The sequence below is a fragment of the Ruegeria sp. CF5 genome, assembly GCF_056537325.1.
Genome location: NZ_JBQFRI010000005.1, coordinates 266098 through 287767, shown reverse-complemented (window position 1 = coordinate 287767; position 21670 = coordinate 266098). Strand labels below are relative to the sequence as shown.

General features: G+C 58.6%; 17 protein-coding genes. 7 read left to right on the top strand and 10 right to left on the bottom strand.

What is annotated here, in order from left to right; all coding sequences use genetic code 11:
• Positions 1-11 precede the first annotated feature (11 nt).
• Together ACR0NW_RS14370 and ACR0NW_RS14365 are read right to left on the bottom strand one after the other, a co-directional pair.
• Entirely contained in the window at positions 12-908 is an 897-nt protein-coding gene (locus ACR0NW_RS14370; protein ID WP_480450911.1) for a CPBP family intramembrane glutamic endopeptidase, read from the bottom strand.
• A gap of 4 nt (positions 909-912) precedes the next feature.
• The gene (locus ACR0NW_RS14365; RefSeq protein WP_480450909.1) at positions 913-4005 is read right to left on the bottom strand and encodes an ABC transporter transmembrane domain-containing protein; all 3093 of its coding nucleotides are present in this window, start codon (positions 4003-4005) and stop codon (positions 913-915) included.
• 228 nt (positions 4006-4233) lie between these two features.
• Here ACR0NW_RS14365 and ACR0NW_RS14360 point away from each other — a divergent pair, with 228 nt between their 5' ends.
• The 3 genes from ACR0NW_RS14360 (at position 4234) to ACR0NW_RS14350 (ending at position 7001) form a co-directional block, all read left to right on the top strand.
• Positions 4234-4995 (top strand): DUF6478 family protein, encoded by a 762-nt coding sequence (locus tag ACR0NW_RS14360; RefSeq protein ID WP_480450907.1) that lies wholly within the window; start codon positions 4234-4236, stop codon positions 4993-4995.
• Between the two features lie 11 nt (positions 4996-5006).
• The gene (locus ACR0NW_RS14355) at positions 5007-5369 is read left to right on the top strand and encodes a hypothetical protein (RefSeq protein ID WP_480450905.1); all 363 of its coding nucleotides are present in this window, start codon (positions 5007-5009) and stop codon (positions 5367-5369) included.
• A 105-nt stretch (positions 5370-5474) separates the two neighbouring features.
• Positions 5475-7001, top strand: a complete 1527-nt coding sequence (locus ACR0NW_RS14350) for an MFS transporter (RefSeq protein ID WP_480450904.1) — start codon at positions 5475-5477, stop codon at positions 6999-7001.
• A gap of 33 nt (positions 7002-7034) precedes the next feature.
• Here the strand turns inward: ACR0NW_RS14350 and ACR0NW_RS14345 are convergent, their stop codons facing one another.
• From ACR0NW_RS14345 to ACR0NW_RS14330, 4 genes are all read right to left on the bottom strand, one after another.
• A complete protein-coding gene (locus tag ACR0NW_RS14345; protein WP_170653538.1) occupies positions 7035-8384 on the bottom strand; it encodes a S41 family peptidase in 1350 nt (449 codons plus the stop codon).
• A gap of 6 nt (positions 8385-8390) precedes the next feature.
• Positions 8391-9524 (bottom strand): murein hydrolase activator EnvC family protein, encoded by a 1134-nt coding sequence (locus ACR0NW_RS14340; RefSeq protein WP_480450902.1) that lies wholly within the window; start codon positions 9522-9524, stop codon positions 8391-8393.
• Positions 9521-11038 (bottom strand): 2,3-bisphosphoglycerate-independent phosphoglycerate mutase, encoded by a 1518-nt coding sequence (gene gpmI / locus ACR0NW_RS14335; RefSeq protein ID WP_480450901.1) that lies wholly within the window; start codon positions 11036-11038, stop codon positions 9521-9523. Before gpmI ends, ACR0NW_RS14340 begins: the two co-directional genes overlap by 4 nt.
• Positions 11039-11190: 152 nt before the next feature.
• Positions 11191-14088, bottom strand: a complete 2898-nt coding sequence (locus ACR0NW_RS14330) for an error-prone DNA polymerase (protein ID WP_480450899.1) — start codon at positions 14086-14088, stop codon at positions 11191-11193.
• 120 nt (positions 14089-14208) lie between these two features.
• Here ACR0NW_RS14330 and ACR0NW_RS14325 point away from each other — a divergent pair, with 120 nt between their 5' ends.
• A complete protein-coding gene (locus ACR0NW_RS14325) occupies positions 14209-14673 on the top strand; it encodes a DUF1203 domain-containing protein (protein ID WP_480450898.1) in 465 nt (154 codons plus the stop codon).
• On the opposite strand, the gene ACR0NW_RS14320 is transcribed toward ACR0NW_RS14325, so the two are convergent.
• Positions 14670-15659 (bottom strand): ABC transporter ATP-binding protein, encoded by a 990-nt coding sequence (locus ACR0NW_RS14320; RefSeq protein WP_480450896.1) that lies wholly within the window; start codon positions 15657-15659, stop codon positions 14670-14672. The genes ACR0NW_RS14325 and ACR0NW_RS14320 overlap by 4 nt on opposite strands.
• An 89-nt stretch (positions 15660-15748) precedes the next feature.
• Here ACR0NW_RS14320 and ACR0NW_RS14315 point away from each other — a divergent pair, with 89 nt between their 5' ends.
• Together ACR0NW_RS14315 and polA are read left to right on the top strand one after the other, a co-directional pair.
• On the top strand, positions 15749-15928 hold the full coding sequence (locus tag ACR0NW_RS14315) for a zinc-finger domain-containing protein (RefSeq protein ID WP_480450894.1): 180 nt from the start codon (positions 15749-15751) through the stop codon (positions 15926-15928).
• Positions 15929-16077: 149 nt separating this feature from the next.
• The gene (gene polA / locus ACR0NW_RS14310) at positions 16078-18876 is read left to right on the top strand and encodes a DNA polymerase I (protein ID WP_480450892.1); all 2799 of its coding nucleotides are present in this window, start codon (positions 16078-16080) and stop codon (positions 18874-18876) included.
• Positions 18877-18921: 45 nt separating this feature from the next.
• Here the strand turns inward: polA and ACR0NW_RS14305 are convergent, their stop codons facing one another.
• Positions 18922-19152: a DUF2798 domain-containing protein gene (locus ACR0NW_RS14305; RefSeq protein WP_170653555.1), complete on the bottom strand. Its 231-nt coding sequence runs from the start codon at positions 19150-19152 to the stop codon at positions 18922-18924.
• A 67-nt stretch (positions 19153-19219) separates the two neighbouring features.
• The gene (locus ACR0NW_RS14300; RefSeq protein ID WP_480450891.1) at positions 19220-19975 is read right to left on the bottom strand and encodes a hydroxypyruvate isomerase family protein; all 756 of its coding nucleotides are present in this window, start codon (positions 19973-19975) and stop codon (positions 19220-19222) included.
• A 172-nt stretch (positions 19976-20147) separates the two neighbouring features.
• Between ACR0NW_RS14300 and ACR0NW_RS14295 the strand changes: the two genes are divergently transcribed.
• Entirely contained in the window at positions 20148-21092 is a 945-nt protein-coding gene (locus tag ACR0NW_RS14295) for a DMT family transporter (RefSeq protein WP_480450889.1), read from the top strand.
• On the opposite strand, the gene ACR0NW_RS14290 is transcribed toward ACR0NW_RS14295, so the two are convergent.
• Positions 21089-21670: a DUF1285 domain-containing protein gene (locus ACR0NW_RS14290; RefSeq protein ID WP_480450887.1), complete on the bottom strand. Its 582-nt coding sequence runs from the start codon at positions 21668-21670 to the stop codon at positions 21089-21091. The two genes, ACR0NW_RS14295 and ACR0NW_RS14290, sit on opposite strands and share 4 nt — an antisense overlap.

Sequence of the window (21670 nt, the reverse complement as noted above, 5' to 3'; positions counted from 1 at the left end):
GGGAAATGCAATCAGCGCCGAAGCGCAAGGCGCGCCGCAAGCCATCCCACGAACATGACGGCGATATCCACGAACAGCCAGTTGCGCAATTCGCCGGTGTCGGACATTTCGTAGGGTAGCAGGAACAGGGCCAGCCCGCTTAGGGTTCCGGGCAAAGCAACAAAAAGCAGTGCAACAACATTGTTGAAAAAATGCAGGGCTATGGCGGGTCCAAGTGTCCCCGACCGTGCAGTCAGATCGGCGGCGAACAGACTGAACACCCCTGACCACAGAGCGACCAATAACGCGTTTTCCCCCGCTTCCGCCGGTGAATAATGACCGGCCGCAAACAGAGCCGATGGCAGAACCATCCATATCCATGGGGAACGGAACCGGGCGGCGAGGGATTGTTGCAGGTAACCGCGAAACAGAACCTCTTCGGCACTTGTCTGAATCAGCACGGCCAACAGGGACATAGGCAGGATCGACAGCCAGACGGCAAATGACAGGTTGGGAATAAGCGGTTTTCCCATGTCATAAGGCGGAAGGGCTGCAATTACCGCGCCTAAAATCAGCAATGTCCCCAGAACGCGGCGAAACTGGGCAAAGGCCAGACCGAGCTTTCCGATGACTGAGCGAAAAGGGCGGTGCTGCATGATTTTTGCCGCAAGGCCGACGCCCAGAGTGACCGAGGCGAAACTGGACAGCAGAACCAACATGGCTAACGGGCTAGAGGCCTCTGTCAGGTCCTGCATCAGTGAGGCTGGTCCCAAAGTGGCAAGGGCCGCCAGCAAAGACGAGTTCAGCCCAGTCGCCACGAGACCCACAATCCCCAGACCGACAAGCAGACGCCAGATTTCCGGGTGAGCGCGTGCCGGTGCCACAAATTGGTGATGAGCTGAATAGGCTGATGCTCTGTCAGGCTGCATGGCTTTATCCGGCCCGGCCCTGAGGTTCGTTTGCATCGGGGAGGTTTGCAGGGTTGAAGTTCGCCTCCTGCATGGTGCCTGCCAGATTGGTCAGATAGCCGGCAACCGTCTCAAGCAGCTGCATAGCGACACCGGCGTCGCTTTCCACGACCGCGCGCAGTTCTTCGGCACCGATCCTCAGGAATGAGCACCCGGTGTCGGCGATCAGGTCAAGTTGTCTGGGTTTGTCGGCGATAATCGCCAGATCGCCGATCAGACGCCCCGGTTCCACGGTGGAGATCAAATGCGTGTTCTTCTGATCATCGGTCCAGCACAGGTCGGCTTTTCCGTCGATGCACAGATAGGCCGCATCAGGCGATTGACCGCGGGAAAAGATCACCTGGCCTGCGGCCGCATCATACCATTGGGCCGAGAACGCGAGCAGGCGCTGGTTGCGGGCGTCGAGCTTTGCAAAAAGCTCGGTCGAGGAAATGATCTTGAGTTTGCGACTCAAATCTGCGGATGCGCCTTCCTGTATATCAGGCTTAGCCCGCGAGACTCCGTCTATCCGTCCGTCCTTGACTTCGACGAACAGGTCATAAGCTTCGGGATGGGCAAAGTGGTCCTCCATAAAGATCATGATCGACTCGGGCAGCAACTCCCGCAGTTTCAGGCGTGTCCGCAGGCGGCTTTCTGAATCGTGGCTCGCCAGCGCCTTGTCGAGGATCAGAATGTCGGGCCGCTTGATCCCTGCGCGGGAAAAGGCGGCGCGTTCCTGGAATACGGTTGGCAGGTTGTTTCCGCCCAGACCTGTCGGCAGGTCATAGATGATCGCGGCCAGACGGCGGCGCAGACCGGCCTTGTTCAGCACGTCCGCCACCACGTCTTCGATTTCATCCATACGCGCACCGGCCATGATCGAGACCCGGCCATACAGCGCATTTTCCAGAACCGTCAGGCGTGGGACGTAAGCATCCGGCGTCACCGGGACGAATAGTCCTTTCATAGAAGACAGCAGATTCCCGGACTGGCTTTTGCGGATGGCAAGGATCTTGTCCTTGTATTCCTCGGGAAAGCTTTGACCGATCTGCTCGGCAGTCAGCATGAACGGAACGGTCAGCAGCAACGCACGTTCCTGATCGGTCAATGCCTCGTCGCCCTTACTGGTGCGGCGGTCGGCGATGTCGAGAAGGCGATGATACATGTCTTCGGACATGCCCAGACGCAAAAACAACGGGTGATCCGTGCCATCGCGGCCAAACGCCTGTTTCAGGGATTCGAGTACGCCCAGTGCCATCTCCATGGCCTCAACGGCCAGATCATGACCTTGCAGCATGGCCAGAAACCTGCGGTCGCCCGCCAGAACGTCCGGCGAGATATCCCGTGACGGCGAGGCAAACAAAAGGTTGCCGCCAAGGGGAACTGCCGGGTTGAATTGTTCGGGGTCAAAGCGGAACACCAGATCGTCAAGACCCTTTTCCCGGATGCGTTCTGCCACTTCTTCCCGCAGATTGACAATCTCGGAGGCCAGCACTTTGTGCAATTGCGGATCGACTCGGGACCGCAAAGTACGGCGGAACATGAATTCGTCGATCCCCATGGCTTCGACCAATTGAAACCACCAATCGCGAATCTGCTCGCTATCGTTCAGACCGGCAAGACCGGGATCGACCCAGTTATCATCGAGAGAGTCCGGTGTGTTCCCGGCCCTTACCGCCTCGATCTGTTTACGGGTCGGCATGCGAATGGCGTCCGCTTCATGCTGGGGGCGGGTGCGCAACGGCATCAGCAGGTTGTCCCCCAACGTGCCGTCAAACAGATATGGCCGGGAATAGGCATAGCCCACGCGGGCCGCGATCACCGCCTGATGCAGGTCATTCAGATTGTGCCCGGCCACGATCACATCACCCCGCACAGGCTGAATTTCCCGGGTCAGAAGCTGCGCGATCGCGGATCGTTCCAAAGCATGAGACGACTGAATCGCAACTCTGGCACCCAAGGGAATGTTCAGGTTGATGTCTTCGAGGATCGTGTTGCCGTCCGGGTCCCTGACGGTCACATTACGCAACTCGATATCACCGGTCAGGCGCGGAATGCTGTCGGGTTCACCTTCGAACAGGTTTTCGGGGATCATGTCATCGGGGGCAAATCGCTCGGTGACGATCTGCCAGCGCAGCGACATGTCCTGTACCTGATTGTAATAGAACAGCAATTCCTTCCAGGGGCTGCTCAGGTCCTTATAGGCCCCAAGCGCGGCAACCAGAGCTCCCACCGTGATCTGACCCTTGATGGCCAGATATCCACCGACCGAATAGAACAGAAACGGGGTCATCTGCGTGATCAGGTTGTTGAGGAACTTCATGAAGAATTTCTTGTTGTAGATCCGGAACCGGATCTCGAACAATTTCCCCAACCGGTCGCTGAACTGGGCCAGCCTGTAGCGCCAACCGCCATTGGCGCGCAGGTCACTGATACCCGCGGCGCTTTCACCGATTTCAGAGCTCAGCCTGCGGACCTCCTGAATGCGGTCCTTGTTCAACAGGTTGATCTGGCGCTGCAATTTTGGGATCAACCAGGCCTGCAGCGGGATCAGGGCAACCGATGCCAGACCGAACCAGACGCTTTGCATGAACAGGAAAGTGACGATCGTCAGCATCTGGCCAAGCTGGAAAACGGGTTGAGCAATGGCGTCACCCATCAAACCACCCATTGGCTCGGCTTCGGACGATATCATCGAAACCAATTCGCCCTGACTGGTGGTTGCGAAATAGGATTTCGGAAACCGCATCGTCCGGCTGATCAGGGTATAGCGCAGGCGGCGCAGCATCCGCTCGGACAGAACGCCCTTCATCGTGTTGATGCGCATTTTCATCAGGCCGCTGATGATCACGGTGGCCAGAAAGGCGAAACACAGGATCATCAGGTACTGAACCTGTGTTACCGTCACCCCCAGCAGGGTCACCGTATCACTTGGTGCACCGATGGCGTCGTTGATGATCCGTTTGGGCAATTCTAGCGAGACGTACAGAAACGGAAATGACAGAACGGTCAGCACCAGCAGAACCAGTTGCTGTTTCTTTGAATGCTTCCAAATGAAGGAAAAAAGAGTGGGTTCCATGCCCGGCCTCATCGTGAATTTGGGTGGTCTGCGGCAATATGTGGAAGAACCCACTGCGTCGGGACCCAAACGGTAAGCACTGCCCCCTACGATTGCAAGAACGGCCGGTATATCTTCTGCTCACCAACTCGCGCAGGTGTTGTGCACTTTTTTAAGCTTTTTCCCGTTCCTGTCTTTATCTCGCAGACCCTCATTCGTTAAAGAGGTGCGAAACGCAGCGGAAGGCACATGGGTAAATATCTGGATCGGCTTTTTCACCGCGCGACCGAGCGGCGATGGCGCGAAGCCGCGCAGACGGCGAAGTCGGCTGATTGGCGGGACTTGCGGAAATTGCGCGATCAGGCTCGCGGGCTGCGTCAACAGCTTGATCAGTTGATCCTGACGGCCGACGAGCGATTGAATTGCCCGGACGTCGGATCAACCCGCTTTTTCCGGCCGCAAAGAACGGATTGGTCCTGGCGGCCTGACCTTTGGCGCGGGCCTTTGCAACGGTTCGGGCAATCCGCTGTGTCCCGAAAGACGCCTCTGGACGATCAGGTGAAGCTGTTTCACGATTGCGCCACCTCCGAGATCACATTTCGCCAGATACGCAACCGGCAGGCGGGCGATCTTGCCCCTTTTGGCCTGAGTCTCGAGGTGTTCGGCTTTGACGGTTCTTTTCTGTCCCTGTCTGCCGAACTTCCGGCGGAATCGACATCTGGTATGACAAAGTCGCATCTGATGCGGCTGGATGCATCGGTCGAAGCAGAGCGCCCGGTTGAGGTCATTGCTCGACTGAATATTCAGCATGGCCCAAATACGGAACAGATCGGGCACCACTTTTCGACAGACTCTCCGGAGGTGTCGATCGAGTTTGATCTGGCTTACGCAAATCTGAACGAAAACCGGATCAGCAAGGTCTGGCTGGACCTGATATTCCAGTCACCCGAAATGAACCGGCTGGTTGTTCGCGATTTGACCTTGTGCCGCCACTTTCGGGCCGAATTGTAGGGTGTTCTGGAATGACACAACCAAATCTGAGCGCTGTTCGTTTTGAAAACGGAATATGGGAAGGCCACCTGAGCGGGCAGGACAAGCCGGATCTCAGGGTGTGCTATCTGGATCAGGATGTGGAAGGCATCGAGCTTTCTGAACTGGATAATGGATGGTTGCTGCGCATTCCCGTTCCGCTTGCCGCCGTGGCTGACGGGGTACATACGGTCGTCATCCATGATCAGAGCGCTGACATCAAACTTGGCGATTTCACTCTGATCGCAGGCTCTGTGGTGGAACATGACCTGAGGGCCGAGGTTGAATTGCTGCGCGCTGAACTGGACATGCTGAAACGCGCATTCCGGCGGCATTGCCGGGAAAGCGACGACTAGTCACGCGGCAACTGATTGCATTTCCGCGAAACGTTCCTGATTTTCCTATCTTTTTTGCGCTCGATAAGGCACCAATAGAACAAACCTATATTCAAGAGTGACCAAATGGACCGCAGCAGCATCACCAAGGTCATCGCCTTGATGGTGACCGCTTTTGGGATCGGGATCGATTTCACGGGTGCCTTGCTGCTGATACCTGCCATCGAAAACGCGTTCGATGCGGACATCACCAGTACTCAGTGGGTCCTGAACATCTATGCGCTGTTCTTTGCGATGACGATGGTCGCTGGCGGGCGGCTTGGCGACATGTACGGCCACCGCAGGGTTCTGATGATCGGGCTTTTGATCTTTCTGACAGCCTCGGTGATCTGTCTTGTTTCGCCCAGTCTGGACGTACTGATTGCCGCGCGTGCCTTGCAAGGGATCGGGGCGGGGTGCGTCTGGCCCTGTACTTTGGCTTTCGGAGCCACCAAAGTGGCAAAGCCGGAACATCGCGCATTGGTGATGGGGTTGATCCTGGCCGGTGTCACCAGCGGCAATGTCTTTGGCCCGATGATCAGCGGCGCGGTCGTCAATCTTGGCGACTGGCGGCTGTTTTTTGTGGCCAACGTCATTTTCTCGGTCGTGTCGATGGTGACCGTGCGGCTGCTGATGGCTCGGGAAAAAGACCACAAAAAAGGCGAACATATCGACTTTGCGGGTATGGCCGTTCTGTCACTGGCCGTTCTGTGCCTGCTATACGGGTTGGATGTCGGTGCCGACTGGGGTTGGACGTCACTGCCGCTGATGGCGCTGTTCGGCGTTAGCGCAGCGTTGTTTGTCCTGTTTCCAAAGGTCGAGAAACGCGTGGCCGAGCCGCTGATACTGCCGCAGATGATGCAGAATCGTGAGTTCAGGATCACTCTGGCGCTGAACGCCGTGAACGTGCCGGCCGCCTACATCGCGCTATTGTATTTCCCGCAATACATGCAGAAATCTCTGGGCTGGTCGACCTTTGAGTCGGCCCTTGGGCTGGCGCCCCTGACCTTGCTGCTGGCGGTCGGGTCCATTCTTTCCGGCACGCTTTATAACGACTTCGGTCCAAAACGGTTGTTGTTCTGGGGGTATATCATAGCGACCGTCGGTTCTCTGAGCGTGGTTCTGATGCCCAGTTCGCTGGGGTATTTCCAGATCCTGCCCGGCATGGCTTTGATCGGGCTTGGTGCAACGCTGACAGTCGGGCCTTCGGGGACCGCCGCGGTCTGTGCGGTCAAGCCTGAACGCGCCGGACTAGTGGGCGGGCTGAGCTTTATGGTTCACCTTGTTTACGGCGCGATCGCGGTCGCTGTGGCAACGGCAATCATGTATATGGTCAGCCTGATAAGCCTGCGCGATGAACTTGCAGCCGAAAACATCAATCTGTCTGATGCCGAACAACGGGCGATCAATGGCGGAACCCTAGCGACAAAATCGGCGCAGGCGGTTCTGGAAAAGCTTGGACCGCAGGAAACCGAAAAAATCCGCAGCGCCATCAACGCCGCCTTCGACAGCGGCATGAACATGGCCTTTGTGTTTGCAACGATTTCAGTTGGAATCGGAGTGATCTTTTCGTTGATGCTTGACGAAGAAAAGCTTCACAAAGTCGAGGCGTAGAAGGGGCCGCCAGATAGACGGCCCCACTTCATTTTATTGCGAGCGTGCCGGGGCCGCAGGGTTGAAGGCCGACAATCCCTTGAGGATATCAATCGCATAGGCCAACTGATAATCCTGCTCACGCAGTTCTGCAGTGGCTTCGGCTTTGGCGCGATCTTCCTCGATCTGGCGAATTTCATCTTCGCTCAGGCTGTCGTTGTTCAGACGGCCACGCAGGTCCGCCTCGGAACGGCTGCGGGCGTTTGATTCTTCCTCTTCCTCGGTTTCAGGCTGACGGCGCGGTTGTTCGACAACGATGTCGGGGCTGACGCCAAGCGCCTGAATCGAGCGCCCCGACGGCGTGTAATACCGCGACGTGGTCAGTCGCATGGCGCCGTCTCCGCGCAGGGGCATAACCGTCTGAACGGACCCTTTGCCAAAGCTCTTGGTGCCGACAACGATGGCCCGATGATGGTCCTGCAACGCACCAGCAACAATTTCCGAAGCCGAGGCAGACCCGCCATTGATCAAGACGACAATTGGTTTGCCGTTGGCCAGATCACCGTCGGTTGCGTTGAACCGCTCGCCGTCTTCGGGGTTGCGGCCACGGGTCGACACGATCTCACCCTCGTCAAGAAACGCATCCGAGACCTTGATCGCCTGAGTCAGCAAGCCGCCCGGATTGTTGCGCAGGTCCAGAACGACGCCGTTTACCTTGTCGATGCCACCGGCCTCTTCGATCTGCTTTTCCAGACCTTCCTTGAGGTTCGGGTAGGTCTGATCGTTGAAGGTTGTCACGCGCAGCACCACGCTGGTGCCTTCCGTACGCGCCCGGACGGCCGTCAGTTTGATCGTGTCACGGATGATGGTGACGTCGAACGGGTCCTGTTCGCCTTCACGAACCACGGTGATGATGATTTCCGACCCAACCGGCCCGCGCATCAGGTCAACCGCCTTGTCTAGTGTGAGACCCAGAATGCTCTCGCCATCCACGTGGGTAATGAAATCTCCGGCTTCGATACCCGCCTCGTCCGCAGGAGTGTCGTCAATGGGTGAGACGACCTTTACAAAGCCGTCTTCCTGAGTGACCTCGATGCCCAGTCCTCCGAACTCGCCGCGTGTCTGCACACGCATCTGTTCCGCGTCATCCGGCGACAGATAGCTTGAGTGCGGATCAAGTGATGTCAGCATGCCGTCAATCGCAGCTTCGATCAGTTCATCCGACTCGACCTCTTCCACGTATTGCGCGCGGATGCGTTCGAAGATGTCGCCGAACAGATCCAGCTGCTCATACACGGTAGCCTTGCTTTCCGCCTCTTGCGCCAGCAAAGGACCGGCAATCTGAGTGGTGGCGATTATGCCCGCCACGGTTCCGGCCAGACCGGCCATCACAAATTTCTTCATGCTCGTCTATCCATCCTTGTCCGTTCGGAACCAAGTTTCCGGGTCCGCAGGGCTGTTGCCCTCTCTCACCTCTATATAGAGCGTTTCTGACCGGTTTGTTCCAGTGCCATCACCGCTTGTTGACAGAATTGCGCCGATTTCCGGAGTCTCACCCGCCATCAGGCCCACAGGGCTGCCTTTTGGGATAACCTGTCCCGGCTCGCCAAAGACTTCGCTCAGCCCGGAAAAAATGAACAGCAGATCGGGCTGTGGTTCAAGAATGACGACATTGCCAAGATCAAGCAGCGGACCGCGATAGCGTATGGTTGCGGCGGTTGGCGATACCACCAGCGAACGGGGCCGGACACCCAGCACCAGCCCAGGGCGGGTCACGCCGGCCGCGTCGGTGCCGCCAAAGCGATGCAGCAGAACGCCCTGAACAGGCAGGTCGATCTGCCCTCGCAAACTGGAGATATCGGCGTTGGTTTCGGCGATGTCAGTGCCGGAAATTTCGGACAGACCGCTGGCAAAGCCGTCCAGAGTTTCGGTGGACGAGATCAGAATAGCCGTGCGAACCGGGTCTTCCACGAACCGCTGCGGCAAATCCGTCCGGTCGGCGATGGCCTTGCTCAGTTCGGATCGTGCCGTTTGTACACCAGTCAGCCCTTCGGTCAGTGTATTCGCCGCACTTTGCTGAAGCTGCCGCAGCGTCTGGACCTCTTGCAGATCATCGGCAAGCGCCTGCGTCCGCGCATTGAGACCCGGCGTGACCTCGGCCAGCATCATGCCGGTACGCGCCGCGCCCAGTGGGCCCGACGGATGCAGCATCAGAACCGGCGGCGCGGTGGTTTCGATGGTTTGCAGAACGCCCAACAACTGTGAGATGTCTGTTTCCCGGGCCCTCAATTCCGCGGTCAGCTCGGCTTCGCGCGTTGCCGCCTTGCGCAACCCTTCGCGCATCGCGGCCAATCCGGCCTCATAGGCCTGAACGGTTGCAGTCAGGGCGCGTACCCGGTCCCGAGCGCCTTCGGCCTCGGTCAGGGAAACCGAGGCCTCCTCGAGCATTTGTGCCGCATCCAGTGCGGCCTGCGTGACATCGGCCTTGGCGGCGGCAGGCGCCAACCACAAAAGCGCAGCAGCAAAAGTCGCGCGCAGCTTCATCCCAACAGGCTCTGACCGGTCATTTCCGGTGGCTGAGGCAGGTCCATGAGGTCCAGAATGGTAGGCGCCAGATCTGACAACCGCCCATCCCGCAGGCTTGCACCCTGAGGGCCGCCAACCAATGCGACCGGTACCGGATTCAGCGTATGCGCGGTATGCGGGCCACCGGTTTCGGGGTCGATCATCATCTCGCAATTGCCGTGATCGGCGGTGACTATCATGGCCCCGCCCGCTGCCTTCAATGCAGAAACCACCTGTGTCAGACCCTGATCAACGGCTTCACAGGCCTTGATCGCCGCATCCAGATCACCCGTATGGCCAACCATATCGGGATTGGCATAGTTGGTTACGATCAGGTCATATCCGTCCTCAATCGCTTTGACGAATTTGTCGGTTACCTGCGCCGCCGACATTTCCGGTTGCAGGTCATAGGTCGCAACCTTGGGCGATTTCGGCATATATCGGTCTTCGCCTTCTTCGGGCTCTTCCTTGCCGCCGTTCAGAAAGAACGTCACATGCGGGTATTTTTCGGTCTCGGCAAGCCGGAACTGGTGTCGACCCTGTTTCGCGACCCAGGCACCCAGCGTGTTGACGATCTCGCGCTTCGGAAAGACGGTTGTCATATAGGCATTGTGTCCGGCTGAATATTCCACCATCCCAAGCAGCGCTGCCAGCCTTGGGCGCGGACCGGTGTCAAATTCCGAAAAATCCGGCTCGCCTATGGCGCGCAGAATCTCGCGGGCACGGTCGGCGCGAAAGTTCAGGCAGAACAGGCCATCACCGTCCTTCATACCGTCGTAACCGGCCAGAACGGTCGGGGCGATGAATTCATCGGTTTCCGACTGGTTATAGGCGTGGTCCACGGCCGAATGCGCTGTGCTGACCTTGCGGCCCTCACCCTTGACCATCGCTTCATAGGCTTCGCCCACACGTTCCCATCGGTTGTCCCGATCCATGGCGAAATACCGTCCGATGACGGAAACGACACGGGCACCTTCCGGCAAGCGTTCCTCAAGCTCGGCAAAATAGCTGTAGGCAGATTTCGGCGCCACGTCCCGCCCATCTGTGATTGCATGTAGCGCAACGGGTATTCCGGCCTGCGTGATGGCCTTTGCTGCAGCGACGATGTGATCGATATGGCCGTGTACACCGCCGTCAGAAACCAGCCCCATCAGATGAGCTGTGCCGCCCGATTCTTTGACCCTGTCGATAAAGTCCACAAGCGTGTTGTTGTCGAAAAACGATCCGTCCTCGATCGCCAGATCGATCTGACCCAGATCCATCGCAACCACGCGACCCGCGCCGATATTGGTGTGGCCGACCTCGGAATTTCCCATTTGCCCGGTCGGCAGGCCCACATCCGGCCCATGCGTGATCAGCCGTGCATGTGGGCCGTTTGCCATGATGGCGTCAAAGGTCGGTGTATTTGCCAATAATGGTGCATTGGCTTTGGTCGCATCCGACAATCCCCAGCCATCGAGAATGCACAGGACAACGGGCTTGGGGGCGGTCATATTCTTACTCCGGAAACTGCTCTGAGCAGACTTCTACCCCTTGCCCGCCCGGGGGTGAACCGCCTTTAGCGCAACCACTTGCCAAAATTGCCAGAACGTCTGGAATCGGTTTGGTATTCGGACTTATCGCGACCTGAAGCTCAAATCTGCTGTTATGCGGCATCCGGCGTCAGCAGATGCCTGAGCAATGCCACCGGATGCGCCTTGAGGCTGAGGCGCGTGGCAACATAATCCTCGACGACCTGCTCGCCCAGAGACATCTGCGGCAGGTAGGCCGCAGGCTCGTCCAGCGCTTCGCCTTCCAGATCCTGCGCAAAAAGTGGCAGGGGTCTGGCTGTGGCAATCGCCTTGGCCTGCCACAATGCCTCGCGCCGGGTCAGGCCGCAGGTGGCAAAGGCATCCGCCTCGGCCAAACGCTCAATCACTGCCGGACCAAGACCGGCGCGGCGCCAGATATCGTCGACCTGCATATATCCATTGCCCCGTGCGGCGGTCAGCCATTCGGCATCCTCTGCGCGCAGGCCCTTGATCTGCCGGAACCCCAGACGCAGGGCCAGACCACCGCGCCCGTCAGGCTCCATCACGTTGTCCCAATAGCTGGCGTTGATGCAGACCGGGCGGATCTGCACCCCATGTTCGCGCGCATCGCGCACGATCTGGGCCGGGGCATAGAACCCCATCGGCTGTGAATTCAGCAGCGCGCAGGCGAAGATGCCCGGATGGTGGCATTTGATCCAGGCCGAGGCATAGACCAGCAGCGCAAAGCTGGCGGCGTGACTTTCGGGGAAGCCATAAGACCCGAAGCCTTCGATCTGCGAAAAACAGCGTTCGGCAAAGTCGTTGTCATAGCCGTTGCGCTTCATGCCGCGCAGGAACAGGGCGCGGAACTCGCTGACATTGCCGTGCTTCTTGAAGGTTGCCAGCGAGCGACGCAGCCGGTCGGCCTGTTCGGCGGTAAAGCCCGCGCCGACAATGGCGATCTGCATCGCCTGTTCCTGAAACAGCGGCACACCCATGGTTTTGCCCAGCACCTCGCCCAATGCGTCCGAGGGGAAAACAACCGGTTCTTCGCCATTCCGTCGCCGGATATAAGGGTGCACCATGTCCCCCTGAATGGGGCCGGGGCGGATGATGGCGACCTCGATCACCAGATCGTAGAATTTGCGCGGCCTCATGCGGGGCAGGAAATTCATTTGCGCCCGTGATTCCACCTGAAACACGCCAATACTGTCGGCCTTGCACAGCATGTCATAAACCTGCGGGTCCTCGGGCGGCAGGGTGGCCAACGTATATTGGGTCTGGTGGTGCTGGCCGATCAGATCGAACGCCTTGCGGATACAGGTCAGCATCCCGAGGCTGAGGACATCGACCTTGAGGATGCCAAGCGAGTCGATGTCGTCCTTGTCCCAGCAAATGACTGTGCGGCCCTCCATGGTGGCGTTTTCGATGGGGACCAGCTCGTCCAACCGCCCTTCGGTGATGATGAAACCGCCCACATGCTGAGACAGGTGGCGGGGGAAGCCGTCGATCTCATAGACCAGTGTCAGAGTCTGTTTCAGGCGGCGATCTTCGGGATCGAGGCCAATTTCGCGCATCCGTTCGGCCTCAAGCCCGGCAGCCGAGAAAAAGCCCCAGAGTTGGGAGGACAGCGCCGAGATGGTATCTTCGGTCAGGCCCATGGCGCGGCCGACCTCGCGGATGGCACGCTTGCCGCGGTAATGCACGACCGTCGCGCAGAGGCCCGCGCGTTCCCGCCCATAGCGGTCGTAGATGTGCTGGATCACCTCTTCGCGGCGTTCATGTTCGAAGTCGACATCGATATCGGGTGGCTCATCGCGCGCCTCGGAGACAAAGCGTTCAAAGACCATGGTGCCCATCTCGGGGCTGACTTCGGTGATGCCGAGGCAGAAGCAGACCACCGAATTGGCCGCCGACCCGCGCCCCTGACACAGGATGCCGCGCGAGCGGGCGAAATGAACGATGTCGCGGACGGTCAGAAAATAGGGTTCATATTTCAGCTTGCCGATCAGGGCGAGCTCATGCGCCAGCATCTTTTTTGCCTTTTCCGACGCGCCCGCCGGATAACGCCATTTCAACCCTTCATGGGCCAGGCGCTGCAGGCGCTGGGTCGGGGTTTCCTGCTCATTGCCCTCGCTGGGGTATTCATAACGCAACTCGTCGAGCGAGAATGTAAGCTGTTCGCTGAGCGCGTGGGCGCGGGCAACGGCGCCTTCGTGACCTTTGAAGATACGTAGCATTTCACCCTCGGACCGCAGGCGCTGTTCACCATTGGCCAGCGCCTCGCGGCCCAGTTCATCCACCTTGCGGCGCAGGCGGATGGCGGTCAGCACATCACCCAGCTTGCGGCGGGCACCGTGATGCATCAGCGGCGTCGCGCTGGCGAGGGTGGGGATGTTCAGCTGTTTTGATTCCGTCTCTAACAAAGGGAAATATGTGGTATCGGCGCCATCATACCGGGGGTGCATCAACAGATGCATCCGCCCGGCAAAGCGGCGCGTCAGTTGTTGCGCCTGTGTCCGCCATGCGACCGCGCCGCCCGGAGACCGGGCCGCCTGTGGCCAGAGCAGCAGGTGGAGACCGTCGGAAAACTCCATCAGGTCCGACAGGTGCAGGATGCAATCGCCTTTCTCGGCGCGCAGGCGACCCGTGGACAGGATGCGGCACAGGTTGGCCCAGCCCTGCCGGTTCAGGGGCAGGGCGGTGACGGTGGGCGCGTCGGTGAAAATCAGCCGCGCCGCCGGGATCAGGCGGGGCACCGCGTGGACCGGGTACGAGAGTGGTTTCGGGATGTGATCGGGGCAGGGTGGGCCGATGGTGGTATTCTGCGCCTCCCACTCCAGCCGCTCGCGGACCTTGCGGGCAATCTCGCGCCCTTGGGTATGGGCGCGGACGATTCCGGCGACCGAGTTGTCATCGGCAATCGCAATAGCGGGGAGGCCCAGGGTAACGGCACGCTCCATATACTCCTCGGGGTGCGAGGCCCCGGTGAGGAAGGTGAAATTCGACGTGATCGACAGTTCGGCATACATGGCGATTCCATATTATATTCACGTTTTGTTCTTTTTCGAGTCCTTTACGCCATTGCGCATGAAACGGGTCGCCTGAATGTGGGGTGGCGGGCATGTTCAGGGCAAAACAGGAGACCCGAGATGTTCAAGATCACTGCCTTATCCACCGAAGATGTACGTGCCCTTCAGGCCGGTGGCCCGGACGCCTATGGCGCAACGCCGGAACGTGCTGTCTCAAAAGGGGCAGGTAACCCTTGCCGCCACTGTCTGCAGAACATTCCCGAGGGTGACGAGATGCTGATATTGGCACATCGGCCCTTTTTAGAGACACATCCGTACGCCGAAACCGGTCCGATCTTTCTGTGTGCCGCGCCGTGTGAGCGGTATGAGGGCGAAGCATTGCCCGAGATTCTGACCTCATCCCCGGATTATCTGATTAAGGGATACGGACCGGATGATCGGATCGTCTATGGCACTGGTGCGATCACGCCCACTGATCGGATTGAAGCAAAGGTCAGCGACATCTTTGCTCGTGCTGACGTGAGCTATATCCACGTCCGTTCATCCCGGAACAATTGCTACCAGGCGAGAATCGACCGGGCCTAAAGCCTGACCCTGTGCATGCCCCGGCGCGGCTGATCCTGATCGTCTGCCGGGGTGTCCGCCTGTGTCGAGGTGAGGGCCAGAAAAATGTCCTCCAGATCCGCTTCTTCGGTGCGGACGTCGCGGATGCGGATGCCCGCCTGACGGACAGATTCCAGAACCTGCTCGGCGCTGGTCTGTGCGCTGCGATACCGCAGGATCAGATTGCCATCTTCGTTCAGCGTGGCCTCGACACCCTCAGCCACGGGCAGATCCGATACGGGGCTGTCCGGGATTATCACCATGGTCCGGCTATCCATGCGGCTCAGCAGGTTGGCGGTGCTGTCCTGCGCGATCTTTTCACCCTGATTGATGATGGCGATCTCGTCGCACATCTCTTGCGCTTCTTCCAGATAATGGGTGGTCAGGATGATGGTCATTCCCTGTTCGTTCAGCTTGCGGACGTTGGTCCAGAGCATCTGGCGCAGTTCGATATCGACGCCAGCTGTGGGTTCGTCCAGAACCAGAACTTTCGGATGATGTACCAGTGCCTTGGCCAGCAGCAATCGCCGCCGCATTCCGCCGGACAGGGTGCGGGCATAGGCATCGGCCTTGTCGCTGAGGCCCACCAGTTCAAGTATTTCATCACTGCGCCGCGCGGATTTCGGAACGCCGTAAAGCCCGGCCTGAACCTCCAACGCGCCGCGGGGTGTGAAGAACGGATCAAGGTTCAGCTCCTGCGGCATCACACCAATAGCTGCCCGCGACCGGCGTGGGTTCCGATCCTGATCAAATCCCCAGATCGCCACATTGCCCGATGTTTTGACAACCAGCCCCGCCAGAATGTTGATGAGTGTCGATTTACCTGCGCCGTTCGGCCCCAACAGTCCAAAAACAGAACCGCGCGGTACGGTCAGATCGATCCCTTTGAGCGCATGTTTTTCAGGTTGACCCTTGCTACCGCGATAGGTCTTGTTCAGCCCTTTGATCCTGATCGCCGCATCGGTCATTTGTTGCCCTTGCCCCCGGTTTGCTCATCGCTCATAAACGCATCTAATACACGCCCGCCGGGCCGACAACTCAGGAAGGATCGCCAGCGATGACTATCGAAGCGCCGGAAACCAGGATCGTCGAAAACAGCCGCATTGCCTGTGACGGCGGAGAAGGTGCATTGGGTCATCCGCGTGTCTGGTTGCAGATCCCCGAGGACGAAGGCTGGGTCGAGTGCCCGTATTGTGACTGCAAATACGTTCTGGCCGGGCGTCAGGCGGACGCCTAGCATAGTTGCCGGAAGGCTCCGCAAGGCAGGTGCCGTCGGAATTTCCGTATTTTGAATGAGAAGAAGAAACCGGTTGCTGATAAATGGCGGCTGGCAGGCGCGGGCGCGTCATGGCACAACTGTGCAGGCGCAAACGGAGTGAGGTTTTCATGTCGCAGAATTTCGGAAAAGGATGCCATCTGCATCTGATCGACGGTTCGGCCTTTATCTTTCGCGCCTATCACGCCTTGCCGCCTTTGACGCGAAAGTCGGACGGGTTGCCGATCGGGGCCGTGTCTGGCTTTTGCAACATGCTGCAGAAATACGTCGAGGACAATTCCGGGCCGGACGCGCCGACGCATGTGGCGGTGATCTTTGACAAGGGTTCGCACACGTTCCGCAACGATCTTTACGATCAGTACAAGGCCAATCGCGAGGCGATGCCTGAAGACTTGCGCCCGCAGATGCCGCTGACCCGCGAGGCGACCAAAGCCTTTAACATCGCCTGCAAAGAGCTGGAAGGGTATGAGGCCGATGACATCATCGCAACGCTGGCGGTTCAGGCGCGGGATGCAGGCGGCCGTGTGACCATCGTCAGCTCTGACAAGGACCTGATGCAGCTGGTCGGTGACGGCGTGGAAATGCTGGACGCGATGAAGAACAAGCGTATCGACCGGGATGGCGTGTTCGAAAAGTTCGGTGTGGGTCCGGAACGTGTTGTCGACGTGCAGGCGCTGGCCGGGGACAGCGTCGATAACGTGCCGGGTGCGCCGGGGATCGGGATCAAGACGGCGGCCTTGCTGATCAACGAATATGGCGATCTGGAAACCCTGCTGGACCGGGCTGAGGAAATCAAACAGCCCAAACGCCGCCAGACCCTGATCGAAAAGCGCGACCAGATCGAGCTGTCGAAAAAGCTGGTGCAATTGGATGAGCAAACGCCGCTGGACTTCACACTGGATGATCTTGAGGTGAAAGACCCCGAGCCAGACACCTTGATGAGTTTTTTGGCCGAGATGGAGTTCCGCACCCTGACCAAGCGGATGGCTGATAAACTCGGCGTTGAGTCGCCAGTTATCCCTGAAGCGCCCGCCGCTGTTGTCGAGCCCGAGGCTGATGCGATCCCGTTCGACGCGTCCAAATATGAATGCGTGCGGGATGCGGCTGCGCTGCAGAAATGGATCGATCAGGCTTATGAGCGTGGCTGGGTCGCAGTGGACACCGAAACCACCGGTTTGAACGAAATGATCGCCGAGTTGGTTGGTATTTCACTATGTGTCGAGCCGGGTGAGGCCTGCTATATACCGCTGATTCATCGTCAGAGTGCAACTGAGGACCTGTTCGGTTCGGATGCGCTGGCCGAGGGGCAGATGCCTCTGGATGAGGCTTTGACACTGCTGAAACCAATGTTCGAAGACCCGTCGATCCTGAAGATCGGGCAGAACATGAAGTACGATGCCAAGATTTTTGCGCGGTACGGGGTGAATGTCGCGCCCATCGATGACACGATGCTGATGTCTTATGCGATGCACGGGGGTGAGCACGGGCATGGCATGGATACCCTGTCCGAGCGCTATCTGAGCCATACACCTATCCCGATCAAACCGCTGCTGGGATCCGGCAAATCTGCTATCACCTTTGACAAGGTGCCGATTGATGAGGCGACCGCCTATGCTGCCGAGGACGCGGATATCACCCTACGGCTGTGGAAGCTGTTCAAACCGCAGCTGCATAAGGTTCAGGTGACGACTGTTTATGAGACGCTCGAACGTCCGCTGGTACCGGTGCTGGCCGAGATGGAGATGCACGGCATCAAGGTCGACCGCGATGTGCTAAGCCGCATGTCCAACGCATTCGCGCAAAAAATGGCCGGGTTAGAGGCTGATATTCACGAACTGGCCGGTGAGAACTTCAATGTTGGCTCGCCCGCGCAGCTGGGTGAGATCCTTTTCGACAAGATGGGTCTGGAAGGCGGCAAGAAGGGCAAGACCGGCAAGTATTCGACCGGGGCGGATATTCTTGAGGACCTGGCGACCGAGCATGAACTGCCACGTCGGGTGCTGGACTGGCGGCAGTTGTCCAAGCTGAAATCGACTTATACGGATGCGCTTCAGACGCATATCAATCCGGATACGGGCCGGGTGCATACGTCTTATTCGATCACCGGCGCCAACACGGGGCGTCTGGCCTCGACCGACCCGAACCTGCAAAATATTCCGGTCCGCACCGAGGAAGGGCGGCGCATCCGCGAGGCGTTTATTGCCGAGCCGGGAAATGTGATGCTCAGCCTCGATTACAGCCAGATCGAGCTGCGGATTCTGGCCCATATTGCCGATATTCCGGCTCTGAAGCAGGCGTTTTCCGATGGGTTGGACATTCACGCGATGACCGCGTCCGAGATGTTTGATGTGCCGCTGGACGAAATGACGCCGGATATTCGCCGTCAGGCCAAGGCGATCAATTTTGGTGTGATCTACGGAATTTCGGGTTTTGGTCTGGCACGCAACCTGCGTATTCCGCGGGCCGAGGCCCAGGGGTTCATCGACCGCTATTTCGAACGGTTCCCGGGTATTCGGCGTTACATGGACGACACCATCGCCTTTGCGAAAGAGCACGGTTATGTGCAGACCCTGTTCGGGCGGAAAATCCACACGCCTGAGATCAATGCCAAGGGGCCCCATGCCGGGTTTGCGCGCAGGGCCGCAATCAACGCGCCGATTCAGGGCACTGCGGCGGATGTGATCCGGCGCGCAATGGTGCGGATGCCGGATGCGATCAACGGCCAACCTGCCAAGATGCTGCTGCAGGTGCATGACGAACTGTTGTTCGAGGTTGCCGAAGGGGCTGTGAATCAGACCATAGAAATTGCGCGGGATGTCATGGAAGGCGCTGCTGATCCGGCTGTAAAACTGGATGTGAAGCTTGTTGTTGATGCAGGGCGGGGTGCCAACTGGGCCGAGGCCCATTGACGGGCGCGCCGCTCATCAGGCCCGGTGGGCCATCTTTGCGGCAGGTCAGGCCTCGGGCCTGACCAGTCGCGCAACCAGACGGCGGACCACCGGGCTTGCGATAAGGATGACGGTAAAGGCGATGGGCCAGCAGAACGCCCACGACGCCATCCAGTCGCCAAGTGTGCTTGGCCCGAACCCGATGGCCTTGAGCGTTGCGATACCGGTCACAATGCAGGACATCATCCCGGACATGATGAATCCGAACAGGGCAGGAGCAAAGCGGGCGGGGATCATTCAGGTCTTCCTTAGCATGTTGGATGTCATATGCGATATTCGAGATGTGAAATCCAGTGCCAATCGGTCACCATCGCATCCATTCCAGCGACTCGGCTGTTTGGGGTGTCGATGGGGAGTATTCCGCGCTGATCCATCCGGAATAGCCGCTGGCGTCGATGGCTTCAAAGAGGGCGGGAAAGTCTGTCGGGTCTTGTCCGGGTTCGGATCGGTGAGGTGCTGAACCAATCTGGACATGAAAGACCCGGGCGCAAAAGCGTTCCCAGATGGCATGGGCGTCTCCGTGGATCATCCGGGCATGAAAACTGTCGTATTGCAGGCCAACATTCGGGCGGTTCACCTGATCCAGAACCTCTGCCGCCAGATCATAATCGTTTAGGAAGTAGTCGGGCTGAGATATCGGGTTAAGCGGTTCGATGGTGAACCGTTGCTGCGGAGCCGTATCCGCAGCCCATTGCAGGTTTTGCACAAAAGTGTCCCGCGCATCCTGCCCGGTTTGATAACCTGACATCAGGTGAATCAGATCCGGGCGCAGAACCTCGGCATAGCGCAACACCCGCCGGATATCGGATTGAAATCGCTCCTCGCCACCCGGAACCGCCGCATAGCCCGGTGTGCCACCTGCATAGTTCGGAGGTGGCGCGTTGATCAGTACCAGGTCCAGCCCGCTGGCTATCAGGGCGCGGTGCGTTTCCTTGGCGACAACGTCATACGGAAACAGAATCTCTACCGCTTCAAAACCCGCATCTGCCGACGCCTGAAATCGGTCCTGATATGGCAACTCCTGAAACAGCAGGGAAATATTGGCGGCAAAGCGGGGCATCTGCGAACTTTCTGTGACTGCGCGAACAATAAACAGCCGGGGATTGCTGCGAAAGGGACTGAAAACGACAGGTTGTCGAAAACCGGCCAGATCAACACCCGGAAACACGCGACGCTGGCAACATGTGGCGAATCATTTCCGTGTCGCTGCAACTACTTGAGGAAAAGCACCTATGGCCATGAGCCCGGAACCCGTCGGCGGGGGCGCTATTTCTGCGCCTTACGGGCGGCCCGCTGTCAGATCCGGCAACGCGTTGGCGGTTGCTTCGATGCTGACTTGGGCCGTGGGGTTTCCGGCGGTCGAAGTTCTGTTGCAAAGCTGGCCACCCTTGGCGCTGAACGTGGCACGGCTTGCCCTGGCTGCCTGTGTCATGTTTCCGATCTGGTTCCTGATTGACGGCCCGGCCCGCATACTGAACGCCCGGTGGCGGCACGCGGTTTTGGTTGGTGGCGTCGGAATGGGTGTAGGCACCGTTCTGCTGCTGCTGGCGCAGAAACTGACCGATCCGGTTACCGTGGCGATCATACTCTCATGCGCCCCACTGATAGCAACCATTCTTGAGCAGGTATCGGGCACCCGCCGGATGACACGGAATTTTGCCTTTGGATTACTGGCTTCGGTCGTTGGCGGTTTGATCGCGACCAACGCCATTGCCCCTGCCCAGCTGGGTCTGGGGGCGGTTTGCGCGGTATTGTCGACCTGTTGCTTTTGCTGGTCCAGCCTCGCCACAGCCCGGGATTTCCCCGACCTCAGCCAGATGGGCCGGACGACGATCACGATGCTTGGTGGTTTGGTGGTTGCAGGGCTGTTGCTGTTTGGTGCGGGGAAAATAGGAATGACCATTCGCCCGGCCAAGTCCTTTGACCTGCATCAGGCAGGGATGCTGGCGATCTATGCGCTGGTTGCTGTGGGCCTCAGTCAGATGCTGTTCATCTCGTCCATCGGGAAACTCGGCGTGGCGGTCGCATCCTTTCATATGAACATCGCGCCATTTTATGTGATGGTGATCATGGTCATGCTGGGGGATGAGTGGAGCTGGACCCGCGCGCTGGGCGCGGGAATTGTCGCCTTGGGTGTTGTGCTGGCGCAGGACAGCAGGCCCGAGCAAACCGCCTAGATGGCGTCGAGTTCACCCGATGGCATGAACGGAAAAAACTGTTCCGACGACCAGACACCAAACCAGCCTTCGTGATGTGTGCCGATTTCCACCAGACGATAGAAACTCTTTCTGTCGATGCGCGCTTCCAAGTCACTGCGGATCAATACGTAGGGGGACGGCTCAGCTGTTTCGGTATCGATGACAATTCGAATGGGGTGTTCCGGCCCTGCAATGGCCGTGTCACCGACATGTGTTGTGAAAGTAATGATTTGAGCCGAACCCTCGCCGGAAATGTCGAAATCGACGGCAACAAAGGGCGCGTCTTCGACGGTGATTCCCACCTTTTCAACCGGCGTAACAAGAAAGTACTTGCCGTTTTCTTTCTTAAGAATGGATGAAAACAGCCGAACCAGTTCGAACCGGTTGATGGGCGACCCCATATAGTACCAAGTGCCATCTTTGGCGATCCGCATGTCCAGATCGCCACAAAACGGAGGATTCCACAGGTGAACGGGCGGCAAACCCTTGGATTTGGCGGCTTTTACCGAGGTCACAAGACCGTCGGGCGAAGGTGTCACAGGATTTTGTCCGCTCAT